We start from the raw sequence: 12,271 nt of genomic DNA, 5'->3' as shown, positions 1-12,271 counted from the left end.
GGCAAAGCCTTTTGCTTCCTTTTTGCTGGGCCGGCACTCCGGCGTTTGAAAAAGGGAGTCGCCGTAAGGGCGAAACCCTAAGTGGCCGTTACCGCAGCAATGGATATGTACTCCGACAGAAAATTTCACACAGGCCCACCGGGCAAAAAAAACGGCGACTGCTGGTACAGTCGCCGTGAAAAACCAGTGTCATCGACACCGGTGGAGAACACCACCGCAGCTAGGAGCCAACTGCGGTGCGGTCCTCTGCCAGAAAACGATTTACGTCGGCAGTCATAGGCCCCAGTGCAGCAACAACAGCACCAGCACGACGAGGAACACCGTCTCCCCCACCATCAGCAGGATCGGCTTGATGCCCACCGCCGCCAGCTCCTTGAGCTGGGTCTTCATGCCCAAGGCACTGATGGACACCACCAGGCACCAGCGCGACAGCTCATTGATCGAGCCCTGCACCGCCGGGGCTATCCACCCGGTGCTGTTGATGCACGCCAGAATCAGGAAACCGACAGCGAACCATGGCAGCAACGGTGGCCGCTTGCCGGTCGGATCGGCGCCCTGCATGCGCGTGATCATCGCGGCGGTGACGATCACCGGCAGCAGCATGGCGACGCGCATCAGCTTGACCACTGTCGCCGTGTCACCGGTCTCGGTTGACATGCTGTAGCCGGCACCGACCACCTGCGCCACATCGTGGATGGTCGCTCCAAGAAACACCCCGGCCACTTGCGGCGACAGTTGCAGCCAATTGGCGATCATCGGGTAGACGATCATCGCCAACGTCGACAGCGCCGAGACTCCGATCACCGTGAACAGGGTCGCGCGTTCTTTCTGCGGGTGATTAGGCAGCGCTGCCGCCAGCGCCAATGCGGCCGATGCACCACAGATCGCGGTAGCCCCACCCGTGAGCATGCCGAACAAACGCTGAAAGCCCAGCGCCTTGGCCGCGATTACCGACACGCCGATGGTCACCACCACCAGGATCACCACCAGGGCCACCGGCTTCCAGCCCAGCGCCGCCATCTGTTCGAGGGTGATGCGCATGCCCAGCAGTGCCACGCCGATTCGCAACACGGTGCGTGCGGTGAACTCGATGCCGGCCTTGCAGACGCCATCACCGGCGAGGAAATTCAGGGCCATGCCCAGCAGCAGGGCAAACAGCATGACGGGCGCACCGTAGTGCTCGGACAAGAACGACGCGGCGGCAGCCACGATCAGACTGACGATGAAGCCCGGGGCCAGTTCGCGCGTGCGACTATGGATGCGGGTAAGAGCGATGGCGCTCATGGCGCGGACTCCTCAGGAACTATGACGATGAACGCCTGGCCGTCGATGATCTCGACCGGGTAGTTGTTGACTTTGACCTGCCTGGAATTGAGCAGGTAGCCGCTGTGCAAATCGAAGCGCAAACCATGGGCGCAACACTGGATCACCCGCCCCTCGAGACGTCCGCCACACAGCGAGGCGCCCTGGTGCGGACAGCTGTCGTCGATGGCAAACAGCTGTCCGTCGACGTTGAACAACGCCAGGCTTTTGTCCTCGAACTCGAACAGCGCCCGGCCACCGGCCTGCGGATGTTTGCCGACAGGTACGGGAATGCGCCGGGTCATGCCGGCTGCCGCTCGTGCTCAGGTTCCTTGAGCGCTTCGTTCATCGCGCTGAGCAGCGCCTGGGCAGGTTGTGCACCGATCACCGTTATGCGCCGGTCGAACTGGAAGCTCGGCACACCACTGGTCGCACCAGGTGATCCTGCAAACGGCGTGGCATCGCCCTTCAGGCAATCGAGCACAGCGTCGCTATCGAAACCGCAGGAGCGGGCGATGGCGAGCAAAGTCTCGTGGCACCCCAGGTTCTCGCGCTTGCGGAAGTAAGCGGCGAACAGCCGCTCGAGCAACATTTCACACTGGGCAGCATTGCCCAATGCGCTGATCCGCTCGAACAGGCGATGGGCATCGGCGGTGTTGGGCATCGTCTCGATCTGGGTCAGGTCGATGTTCAGTCCAACCGCCGCGGCAGCCCGTTGTACCTGGGCCTGACGCATGGTCATGGCGTCGGCATTGCCCAGGCGCTTGCGGTAGAAATCGGCGAAAGGCTCACCTTCTACCGGCAACTGAGGCAGCAACTGCACGCCATGCCACTGCGTGCTGATCTGCACATCCGGGTGGCGACTGCGAAACTGTACCTGCGCATGCTCCAGCTGGCGCTTGCCGATCAGGCACCAGGGGCAGATAAAATCGAAAAACACATCAATCTGTAGACGACGACTCACAACTTCACCTCTAACCCGGCTTGGCTGACGCGGTCAGGCACGGTCTGACCCTGAAGACGGGCAATATCTTTGTGGTAATGACACTTGGCGTAGAAGAACACGGCCGCTGCCGCGAGGCTGACCAGTGGCACCAGTTGAAAAGCGGCATGCAGGCCGATGAGGTCCGACACCCTTCCGGTGATGAACGGTCCTGGCGCCAGTCCCAGCATGTTGTTGGCCAATGTCAGCGTGGCGAAGGCCGTGCCATGGACCGAGTAATGGGTCAGGTTGGCAACCATCGCGCCAGCCGGGCCGGTGGTACCGGTGGCAATCAGCATGCCCAGGCAGATCAGTGCCAGCTGCAACGGCCCTGCCTGTAGCGCGAACGCCGCCGACAGCAACAGGCAACTGCCCAGGCAAAACGCGATGGCCAGGCTGACCTTGCGTTCCGGCGAGTTGCGACACAGGCGATCGCTGAGCATGCCGCACAGGATCATCCCGGTACCACTGCACAGCACGATGATTGCGGCCATGCCGCCAGCCTTGTCCGTGGGCATGTCGTAGTAGCGATTGAGGTAGCTGGGAATCCACACCATTACCGTGCCGCCGACGAACAGCTGCAAGCCGCTGCCGATGTAGGTAGCCACCACCGAACGACTGGACCACAGCGTACGCAGCGGACGCTTGGCCGCGGCTACCTTGTTCGCCAACTGGGCTGCTCGCTTGGGCGCAATGCGTGCTTCCTTGACGATGATCGGGTACAGGATTGCCAGCAGCAAACCAAACAGCGCCATGCCAGCGAACGACCAGCGCCAGCCAAGCTTGGCGGCGATAGCACCGCCCAACGCCATGCCCAACACCGAGCCAAACATCCCGCCCGCCATGAACGCGCTGGCCAGGGTCGCCCGCATGTGTTTCGGAAACACCGAAATCACCACCGCGATGCCGACACTGCCGTAGGCGGCTTCGCCGACGCCGACCATGAACCGCGCGATGAACATTTGCTGATAGTCCTGCGCCAACGCGCAACCCAGCGTGGCCAGGCTCCACAGCATCGCCATCAGCGCCAGGCTCTTGACCCGGCCAAAGCGGTCAGCCATCAGCGACAGCGGAAATGTCAGCAGGCCAACCATCAGCGCGACAATGCCACTGAGCAGGCCAAGCTGCCCGTCGCTCAAGGCCCATTCGCCCTTGAGCAGCGGGAACACCGCGTTCAGCACCTGGCGTGACATGTAGTCGGAAATCAACAGGCCGAACGTCAGTGCGAAGACAATCCAGGCATATTTACGCGCAACGTTGACGCAACCAGCGTCGTCATCGTCGGCGATTGGGTGAAAGGCCATGCAGCCTCCTCAAAGCTTTTATTTATTTTTGTTATCAAGCGTTTTGCAGTGCGCACGAGGGGTCACGGCCTCTCGTGCGCACCACGGGTCAGCCGCGTTGCGGCACACCTTTTTGCCCGGCCTTGCGGTTGGGCGACATACCGTTGGCAAGCAGGGTCTGCTCGATGCTGTCGTACTTCACGCCGATGCGATAAATCTCGCGGGCTTCTTTGCCCGTGGCGATTTCGCGACCCAGTTCGTGGGCAATGCGCACGGTTTGCTGGATTTGCGCAACCGAGCCGAAACGCTCGCCCTTGTGATCAATGATAGTGTCTTCGTTGCCAACGCGCGGGTGCAGCCCCATGGACATCGCCATGGTGTTGAACGGCAGCACGTTCTTGAGCAGCGATTCGGAGGTCAGGGTGCAGCCATCCGGAACACGGTGGATGAAATTGAAGAAGTTGAACGGGTTCGGACCATCAAAACCACCGCCGATGCCGATCCAGGTCAGGTTCAGCGGGCCTTTGTAGATGCCCTTGCGCACCAGGCGCTCCAGGGTTTCGTAGGCATGAATGCCGGTCAGCTGGAAGTGCGGCTGGATGTCGTTGTCCATCAGGCGCTTGAGGTGCTCGGCAACCCAGGCTGGGCCGGCCGGTACGGTCATTTCGCTGTAGGCAGCCTGGACCAGCGGGTTGGCCAGGGAAGTGCCTTCCAGGTATTCCGGGTACAGCAGCTCCATGATGTTCATCTGGGTGGTGTTGATCGCCACCGTGACCTGGTCCGGTTTTGGCGTCAGCTCGGCCAGCATGTGGCGAGTGTCGTCGGACAGCCACTTGGCGGCTTCGCCATCACTTTCCGGGGCGAAGGAAATCGAGCCACCCACCTGGATGATCATGTCCGGCACGGCTTCGCGCACACCGGCGATCAGCTCGTTGAACTTCGACAGGCGCTTGGAGCCCTTGCCGTCCAGTTCACGTACATGCAGGTGCAGGACCGTGGCGCCGGCTTCATAGCAATCGACCGCTTTCTGGACTTGCTCGTCCATGGTCAACGGGATGTCTTCCGGGAAGTCTTCCGGCATCCATTCCGGGCCGTACGGGGCCACGGTGATGACCACTTTTTCCATGTTTTCTGGGTGCAGGGAATCGTCGAAGAATTGCATGAGTTACTCCAGTTCTTATGATTGTCCCGCCCACCCGGATGCGTGCCGGGCAGGCGTGTTTACGAGTGCGTATGCAGAAAGGGTCGATCAGTACGTCTTGTCGCCGATGATCCCGGCGCGCTCCATCTTGCGATGGCACGGTGGGTAATCCATGACGGCGTAGTGCTGGGTACTGCGGTTGTCCCAGATGGCGATGCTGTTGGGTTTCCAGCGCCAGCGCACTTGATACTCGGGGATATACGCCTGGCTGATCAGGTAGCGCAGCAAATCGCTCGCGCCGGGGTTGGCGTCCTGGCCGAAGCGCACCCGTTCAGGGGTGTGGTAGTTGCTCAAGTGGGTGGTGAAGGCGTTGACGAACAGCACTTTCTCGCCGGTTTCCGGGTGCGTGCGCACCACCGGATGCTCGGCGTCCGGGTACATGGCCTTGAGCGCCAGGCGTTTCTCGATCGGCATCGCCGCACCGAAGCTCGCTTCGATACTGTGGCGGGCGCGCAAGTCGGCAATCTTCAGCTTTACGTCTTCAGGCAAGCGCGCGTAGGCCTCGACCATGTTGACCCACATGGTGTCGCCACCGACCGGTGGGCATTCCACGCAGCGCAGCACGCAACCCATCGGCGGTGCCTCGCGCCAGGTCGCATCGGTGTGCCAGGCGTTTTCGTAGCGGTCCATCGGCTGGTCCGGGTTCTTGTAGATGCGCACCAGCCCCGGGTGCTCCGGATCGCTGCCGGCCACCGGATGGTCCTCCAGTTCGCCGAAGCGCCGGGCGAAGGCCACGTGTTCGGCGCGAGTGATGTCCTGGTCGCGCAGGAACACCACCCGATGCTTGAGCAACTGGGCACGAATCTCGGCAAACAGACCGTCGTCATGCACCGCGTCGGCGAGGTTCACGCCGATCAGTTCGGCGCCGATGCTATAGGTCAATTGTTCGACTTTCATGGCTGGCCGCTCCTTAAATGACGAAAATCGACGAACCGGTTGTCTTGCGCGACTCAAGGTCACGATGCGCTTGTACCGCATCCTGCAAGGCGTAGTGCTGGTTGATCTCGATCTTGATCCGGCCACTGCCGACGTGATCGAACAACTCACCAGCCAGGGCGGCTTTTTCGGCCGGGTCGCTGATGTAGTTGGCCAGGGCCGGACGGGTCAGGTACAGCGAACCTTTCATCGCCAGCATCACCGGGTCGAACGCCGGGATCGGCCCGGATGCAGTACCCACGCAGACCATCAGGCCACGGGGTTTCAACGAATCCAGCGAACCCATGAAGGTGTTCTTGCCAACACTGTCGAACACCACATTGACGCCCACGCCGTCGGTCAATTCGCGAACGCGTGCAGCGACGTCTTCATGGCTGTAATTGATCGTATGGTCGCAACCGTGAGCCCGGGCGATCTCGGCCTTTTGCTCGGTCGACACCGTGCCGATCACGTTCAGCCCGAGCAACTTGGCCCACTGCGAAACGATCAGGCCGACACCGCCAGCGGCGGCGTGCAGCAGAATGCTGTCACCTTCCTTGAAGTCGTAGATGCGGCGCATCAGGTACGAAGACGTCAGGCCGCGCATGGTCATCGCCGCCGCCGTTTCGAAGCTGATGGTTTCCGGCAGCTTGATTAGCGGCGCGGCCGCAATCAGCCGTTCGGTGCTGTAGGCGCCAAGGGTGTTGAGGAAACCGGTATAGGTGACGCGGTCCCCCACCTGGACGTTGGTCACGCCTTCGCCGATGGCCTGGACCACACCGGACGCCTCGACCCCCATGCCGTTGGGCATCGGAATTGGGTAGGTGCCATTGCGAAAGTAGGTGTCGGCATAGTTCAGGCCGACCGCCACATGACGCAGTCGAACCTGGCCTGGACCGGGATCGCCGACTTCGACATCCTCGTAGCGAAGGACTTCGGGACCACCGGTTTCGTAGAAGCGTACGGCCTTGGCCATTTTTCTTATTCTCCAGTCTGCAATATTGGCTGCTGCGTCGATTTGCGCTGATTGGACTGTAGGATGCTGCCTGGTGGGCCGCTTCTCATCAGACGACAATGGCTTTTCATTTCATGACAGTGCTCGCTGTGGCGATGACGGCGGTGGATGACTTCTCCAGTGCCGCTCGCTACCCTTACGGGGTGCCTGACAGCGTTCCAGGTCAAACACACTCCATCCAGACGAGCATGTAATGAAATCCTCCGCAGGTTTGCTGTTGTCGGGCATCGAGCTGGACCGTGCCAGCGCCATCCCCCTTTACCGCCAACTCTACTTGCAGATTCGCAAACAGATTCTCGGGGGGCGGATTCAGGGAGGCGTGCGCCTGCCATCGACCCGCACCTTGAGCAAGGAGCTGGAACTGTCGCGGATCACCATTCTCAATGCATTCGATCAACTGATTGCCGAGGGCTTTCTGGCGTCGCGGACCGGGGCCGGGACCTACGTCGGCACTGAGTGGGAAAGCCGAGGCATTGCCGAGCAACCACAGCAGCCCGAGCCCCCTCGTTTGTCCGATCTGAGCCAGTCCATGCTGTCGTTGCGCAGCCGGCATTTTCGTGGCGTTTCCTATACCGGTTGGGCGGCGCAAACGCCCATTTCATTCCTGCCCAGCCACAGCGCCTACGACGCGTTCCCGCAACCGGTCTGGAAACGCCTGATGAACCGCCACCTGCACAAGCCGAGCAAAGCCATGCTCGGCTATGGCGAACTGCAAGGGCTGTTGGCCCTGCGCCAGGCCATTGCCGAATACGTTTTCGACGCCCGTGGCATCGACTGCAGTGTCGAGCAGGTGGTGATCGTTTCCGGTGCCCAACAAGCCTTCAACCTGCTGGCCATGCTGTTGCTCAACCCCCAGGACAGCGTGTGGATGGAGGACCCGGGGCATATCGCCGCGCGAATCGCGTTCCAGGCCCAAGGCGGTCAAGTAGTGCCGGTGCGTATCGATGAACAGGGCATCGATGTCGAGCAAGGACTGAGCCGCTGCCCTGAAGCTCGCCTGGCTTTTACCACACCGTCTCGCCAGCATCCCCTGGGCGTAACCATGAGCTATGCGCGGCGTCAGGCACTCATCGATTGGGCTGCACACCACCATAGCTGGATCATCGAAGACGATTGCGACAGTGAGTTTCGCTACAACGGCCGCCCGTTGCCGGCACTCTATGCAATGGATCAACGGGCTCGGGTGATCTACGTCGGTACATTCAGCAAAGTGCTCTTCCCCTCGTTGCGCCTGGGTTACGTGATTCTGCCGCAGGATTTGATCGAGCCCTTCTGCACCCTGCGTGCGGTGATGGATCGCAGCCCTGCCACACTGCTGCAGGCGGTGACCGCGGATTTCATGCGCGAAGGTCACTTTCTCGGCCATATTCGCCGTATGCGCGCGCTGTACCAGGCCCGCCAGCAAGCGCTGGTCGAGCAACTGCAACAACAACTCGGCAACTTCTTGCGAATCACCCCGGTGGACGCCGGCATGCACCTGATCGCCTGGCTGCCTCCCGAGCTCGATGACGACGCCATTGCCAAGCAACTGGCGCAACACAACATCCACACCTACGCCCTCTCCGACTACTGCATCGAGCACATCCTGCCGCCGGCCCTGCTGATCGGCTTTGCCGGCACCCCCGAACACCAGGCCCGGGAGCGCGTCGAGGCGCTGGCCCGGGCCCTGGACGCGATGGGGTGCCTGACGCAGGCCACTTGAGCACAACAAGTGGTCTTATCAATTAACTGATAATGGATCTATCGAGAGTTCCTGGCTGGCGCGATAAAGGCAGCGCCGCAAGACCCGGTGTCTGAACCAGGAACGACTCGAATGAACAATAAGATCCAGGAACGATTCAACGCTTTGCTTTGCCACAACGTGGTCGAGGAAGACACGGCGCCCGTGCTGACTGACGCACTGGCCCGGCAATTGCTCGAACGACTGGCGCAACTGCGCCTGTTTGCCCACGCCTATCCGCTGCTGACCAACCTCACCCAGGGTCGCGTCACCCCCGTCGACCTGCTCGATTTCGCCTATCGCCACCAGTTGCAAGGCCTGAGCCTGCACTTGCTCGACGGCGAAGCCAACAGCCTGAGCCAGATGACGCCCGCGCAACTGCAGGTGTTTGCCGACAAGGCCCGCGCCCTGGGACTGGACGTGCATCTGGAAATCAGCAGCACCCAGAAGAAAGATGTCGACCAGGTGATCGCCATCGCCCGCGCCCTGGGCGTACGCAACATCCGCGTCTACTCGCGCTACGAGGGAACGCTGTCGCGGGTCATTGACCTGATCGAAACCGATCTGCGCTACTTGGCGCAGCAGGCGGATGAGCACGACCTGTACTTCGACTTCGAGCAGCATGAAGAGCTCAAGAGCAACGAGATCGCGCAACTGCTCAAGCGCCTCGACCACCCTCGCCTGCATGCCCTTTTCGACTTCGGCAACATGATCAATGCCTGCGAACAACCCCTGCAGGCATTGCGCAACCTGGCGCCGCACATCCGCCAGGCGCACCTCAAGGGTGTGCGCATTGTCCCCGAGCAAAACGGCTTCGGCCATTACGGCGTGCTGCAAGGCAGCACCGAAGACGACCTGCCCAGCGCCCGCCTGCTGTTTGAGCTGTTGATGCTGGGCGACACGACCCCGCAGGTGATCGCTTTCATCCTCGAACAGGAAAACCACTACGTGGCGCCGGCGTTCCGCCAGTCCGTCGAGGCGGCCGACCCCTTCATCGCCTATCGAGAAATGAGTGAGACACCGCTGCCCGCGGGCTTCTCGCTGGAGCGAATGCTGGCCGACGAGCACCGCTGGGCGAACAACCAGGTGGCCTATGTACGCGGTGTGCTGGCCGAATTGCGCACCCTGGCCGAGCTGACCCTGGCCTGACCCTGCCCAATAAGACCCAAGCCTGAACCCGACGCTTCGAACCGATTACACCCGGAGAACAATAATGACAACTCAAAACAAGGCCAAATGGCTCAGATTCCTGATACTGATCCTCGGTGGCGGCACCATCTACAAACTGGCCAACCTCAAGGACGCCTTCTATGTGCCCATGCAGCAATTCATGGGCTTGAGCCACACTGAAATCGGCCTGTTGCTGAGCGCCAACGCGATCATCGCCACTGCGCTGTTCGTGGTCGGCGGCCTGCTCGCCGATCGCTACGACACGCGAAAACTGATTCCCATCGGCCTGATCGGTACCGGTAGCCTGGGGCTGTATCTGGCAACCTTTCCACCCTTCAATAACCTGTTGATCGTGTTCAGCCTGCTGGCGGTGTGTGCCGACTGCCTCTTCTGGCCTTCATTGCTCAAGGCCATCCGCAACCTGGGTGACGATCAGGAACAGGGTCGGCTGTTCGGCCTGCTGGAAGGTGGACGTGGGGTCGTGGATACGCTGGTGGCCTTCTGCGCGCTGGGCGTGTTCGTCGCCATGGGTTCGGGCGAAGCCGGCCTGAAATCGGCGATCCTGTTCTACTCGGTGATCGACATTCTGGCCGGGACCCTGACCTGGTTCCTGCTCAAGAGCGGTGGCACAAAAACGACCGCCAAGCCCGGCAACGGCCTGGCCAACCTGTTCGAAGCCATCAAGGTGCCGGGCATCTGGCTGGTCAGCCTCAACGTGTTCATGGTCTACATCGTCTACTGCGGCCTGACCTACTTCATTCCCTACCTCAAGGAAATGTACGGCCTGCCGGTGGCACTGGTGGGCGCCTACGGCATCATCAACCAGTACTTCCTGAAGATCCTCGGTGGCCCTGCCGGCGGTTTCATCGCCGACAAGCAGTTCAAGAGCACCAGCCGCTACCTGAAGTGGGCGTTCCTCGCGCTGCTGCCGCTGATGGGCATCATCCTGCTGATTCCGAAGAACCCGAGCTTCATCTATGCCGGCATGGCCGCCACCCTGTCCTTCGCGCTGATCGTGTTCTCCATGCGCGGCGTGTTCTGGGCGCCGATGGGTGAAGTCGGCATCCCGCAACACATCACCGGCTCGGCCTTCGGCATCGGCTGCCTGATCGGCTATGCACCGGGCATGTTCGCCTACGTGATCTACGGCGCGATCCTCGACCACTTCCCTGGCGAGCAAGGCTATACCTATGTATTCAGCCTGATGAGCGGGTTGGCGATCATTGGCTTCATGGTGTCCAGCCTGCTGTATCAATCGGTGCGCAGGAAGTCCATGGTCAGTGGTGAGGTAAGCGCAGCGCAGGCTTGATGCGACGCTGTGTATCACTGTGTATCTGGACAACGGCGGGATACAGGTGCTTGCACCGGTCCCGCTCTTCGACACAGGCTAGATACGTCATCGCGCTCAAATGCAGGCAGGGTTTGAAGGGGATCGGCTGGGTCCCCTGGCCAGCGGTTTGCAAGGGAGAGATCACGATGAAAATGGCACAGCAGAACGACAACACCGGTAAACCCCGCCGCAGTCTGATCAGCGCTTCGATCCTCGCGCTGAGTCTGTTCGGCGTCCTGGGAGCCGCTCACGGACAAACCTCCGCTACCCTACAGCCTGCTGCGACAGCGGCTGGCGTCACGCAGGCGGCAGATTTGCCATTTGGCCCGCTCAAGCATGTCAACGCCGGCCTGCTCAACGTGGCGTACGCCGAAACGGGCCCGGCCGATGGCCCGGTGGTGATTCTGCTGCACGGTTGGCCGTACGACATACACAGCTATGACGCAGTCGCGCCCTTGTTGGCGGCCAAGGGTTATCGCGTGTTGATGCCCTATGCCCGCGGCTACGGGGACACGCATTTTCTCTCCGAAAAAACCCTGCGCAACGGCCAGCCGGCCGCCCTGGCCAGCGACGTCATCGACTTCATGGACGCGCTGAAAATCAAGCAAGCCGTGCTCGGTGGCTATGATTGGGGCGCACGCTCGGCCGACATCGTTTCGGCGCTGTGGCCAGAACGGGTCAAGGCACTGGTCTCGGTCAGTGGGTACCTGATCGGCAACCAGGCCGCCGGCAAGAACCCGCTGCCACCCAAGGCCGAGCTGCAGTGGTGGTACCAGTTCTACTTCGCCACCGACCGCGGCCGCGCCGGGTACGAGAAAAACACCCATGACTTCGCCAAGCTGATCTGGCAAACGGCCTCGCCAAAATGGGCCTTCGATGACGCCACCTTCGACCGCAGCGCCAAGGCGCTGGAAAACCCCGACCATGTCGACATCACCGTGTTCAACTACCGCTGGCGCCTGGGCCTGGTCCAGGGCGAGAGCCGCTACGAAGCGCTGGAGCAGAAACTGGCCACCGCGCCTTCCATCAGCGTGCCGACCATCACCCTGGAAGGCGACGCCAACGGCGCACCGCACCCCGCCCCCGAGGATTACGCCAAGCGCTTTACCGGCAAGTACGAATTCCGCCTGATCAGCGGCGGCATCGGCCACAACTTGCCACAGGAAGATCCGCAGGCGTTCGCCAAGGCGGTGATTGATGCGGATCATCTTTGAGGCCCCTGCGATAGGGGGCTGACAGCCGAGCTGGATTTTGTAGACCGAGTACATATCCATTCCTGCGGTAACGGCCACCTAGGGTTTCGCTCTTACAGCGAGTCACTTGGAAAAACGGAACGCCGCCCGGCCCTAAGTA

General features: G+C 61.3%; 11 protein-coding genes. 4 read left to right on the top strand and 7 right to left on the bottom strand.

The annotated features are described in order from the left end of the window. Nucleotides 1-273 precede the first annotated feature (273 nt). The 7 genes from AC3WWR_RS29965 to AC3WWR_RS29935 all read right to left on the bottom strand — a co-directional run bounded on the left by AC3WWR_RS29965 (nucleotide 274) and on the right by AC3WWR_RS29935 (nucleotide 6,659). The gene (locus tag AC3WWR_RS29965) at nucleotides 274-1,284 is read right to left on the bottom strand and encodes a YeiH family protein (RefSeq protein WP_020798538.1); all 1,011 of its coding nucleotides are present in this window, start codon (nucleotides 1,282-1,284) and stop codon (nucleotides 274-276) included. Beyond that, a complete protein-coding gene (locus AC3WWR_RS29960; RefSeq protein ID WP_020798539.1) occupies nucleotides 1,281-1,607 on the bottom strand; it encodes a Rieske (2Fe-2S) protein in 327 nt (108 codons plus the stop codon). The genes AC3WWR_RS29965 and AC3WWR_RS29960 overlap by 4 nt, the downstream gene beginning before the upstream one ends. After that, nucleotides 1,604-2,266, bottom strand: a complete 663-nt coding sequence (locus AC3WWR_RS29955) for a DsbA family oxidoreductase (RefSeq protein WP_020798540.1) — start codon at nucleotides 2,264-2,266, stop codon at nucleotides 1,604-1,606. The genes AC3WWR_RS29960 and AC3WWR_RS29955 overlap by 4 nt, the downstream gene beginning before the upstream one ends. Then, the gene (locus AC3WWR_RS29950) at nucleotides 2,263-3,588 is read right to left on the bottom strand and encodes an MFS transporter (protein ID WP_020798541.1); all 1,326 of its coding nucleotides are present in this window, start codon (nucleotides 3,586-3,588) and stop codon (nucleotides 2,263-2,265) included. Before AC3WWR_RS29950 ends, AC3WWR_RS29955 begins: the two co-directional genes overlap by 4 nt. A gap of 88 nt (nucleotides 3,589-3,676) precedes the next feature. After that, entirely contained in the window at nucleotides 3,677-4,729 is a 1,053-nt protein-coding gene (locus AC3WWR_RS29945; RefSeq protein ID WP_020798542.1) for a beta-keto acid cleavage family enzyme, read from the bottom strand. 87 nt (nucleotides 4,730-4,816) lie between these two features. Then, nucleotides 4,817-5,665: a TauD/TfdA dioxygenase family protein gene (locus AC3WWR_RS29940; protein WP_020798543.1), complete on the bottom strand. Its 849-nt coding sequence runs from the start codon at nucleotides 5,663-5,665 to the stop codon at nucleotides 4,817-4,819. Between the two features lie 13 nt (nucleotides 5,666-5,678). Continuing rightward, a complete protein-coding gene (locus AC3WWR_RS29935) occupies nucleotides 5,679-6,659 on the bottom strand; it encodes a quinone oxidoreductase family protein (RefSeq protein WP_020798544.1) in 981 nt (326 codons plus the stop codon). Between the two features lie 232 nt (nucleotides 6,660-6,891). Here AC3WWR_RS29935 and pdxR point away from each other — a divergent pair, with 232 nt between their 5' ends. From pdxR to AC3WWR_RS29915, 4 genes are all read left to right on the top strand, one after another. Further along, the gene (gene pdxR, locus AC3WWR_RS29930) at nucleotides 6,892-8,400 is read left to right on the top strand and encodes a MocR-like pyridoxine biosynthesis transcription factor PdxR (RefSeq protein ID WP_083348859.1); all 1,509 of its coding nucleotides are present in this window, start codon (nucleotides 6,892-6,894) and stop codon (nucleotides 8,398-8,400) included. 111 nt (nucleotides 8,401-8,511) lie between these two features. Beyond that, nucleotides 8,512-9,567 (top strand): sugar phosphate isomerase/epimerase family protein, encoded by a 1,056-nt coding sequence (locus AC3WWR_RS29925; RefSeq protein WP_492599299.1) that lies wholly within the window; start codon nucleotides 8,512-8,514, stop codon nucleotides 9,565-9,567. Between the two features lie 64 nt (nucleotides 9,568-9,631). Continuing rightward, nucleotides 9,632-10,897, top strand: coding sequence for an MFS transporter (locus AC3WWR_RS29920; protein ID WP_020798548.1), 1,266 nt, complete (start codon nucleotides 9,632-9,634; stop codon nucleotides 10,895-10,897). A gap of 167 nt (nucleotides 10,898-11,064) precedes the next feature. Continuing rightward, a complete protein-coding gene (locus AC3WWR_RS29915) occupies nucleotides 11,065-12,132 on the top strand; it encodes an alpha/beta fold hydrolase (RefSeq protein WP_020798549.1) in 1,068 nt (355 codons plus the stop codon). The last annotated feature ends 139 nt before the right edge of the window (nucleotides 12,133-12,271 follow it).

The organism is Pseudomonas sp. EB271-G4-1 (genome assembly GCF_058791355.1).
This window is presented reverse-complemented; position numbering and strand designations above follow the sequence as displayed.

Excerpts from the sequence above, each read along its gene's own strand:
- AC3WWR_RS29925 (WP_492599299.1), top strand. The coding sequence starts at position 8,512 with ATGAACAATAAGATCCAGGAACGATTCAACGCTTTGCTTTGCCACAAC.
- pdxR (WP_083348859.1), top strand. The coding sequence starts at position 6,892 with ATGAAATCCTCCGCAGGTTTGCTGTTGTCGGGCATCGAGCTGGACCGT.
- AC3WWR_RS29940 (WP_020798543.1), bottom strand. The coding sequence starts at position 5,665 with ATGAAAGTCGAACAATTGACCTATAGCATCGGCGCCGAACTGATCGGC.
- AC3WWR_RS29915 (WP_020798549.1), top strand. The coding sequence starts at position 11,065 with ATGAAAATGGCACAGCAGAACGACAACACCGGTAAACCCCGCCGCAGT.
- AC3WWR_RS29935 (WP_020798544.1), bottom strand. The coding sequence starts at position 6,659 with ATGGCCAAGGCCGTACGCTTCTACGAAACCGGTGGTCCCGAAGTCCTT.
- AC3WWR_RS29950 (WP_020798541.1), bottom strand. The coding sequence starts at position 3,588 with ATGGCCTTTCACCCAATCGCCGACGATGACGACGCTGGTTGCGTCAAC.
- AC3WWR_RS29960 (WP_020798539.1), bottom strand. The coding sequence starts at position 1,607 with ATGACCCGGCGCATTCCCGTACCTGTCGGCAAACATCCGCAGGCCGGT.
- AC3WWR_RS29965 (WP_020798538.1), bottom strand. The coding sequence starts at position 1,284 with ATGAGCGCCATCGCTCTTACCCGCATCCATAGTCGCACGCGCGAACTG.
- AC3WWR_RS29945 (WP_020798542.1), bottom strand. The coding sequence starts at position 4,729 with ATGCAATTCTTCGACGATTCCCTGCACCCAGAAAACATGGAAAAAGTG.
- AC3WWR_RS29920 (WP_020798548.1), top strand. The coding sequence starts at position 9,632 with ATGACAACTCAAAACAAGGCCAAATGGCTCAGATTCCTGATACTGATC.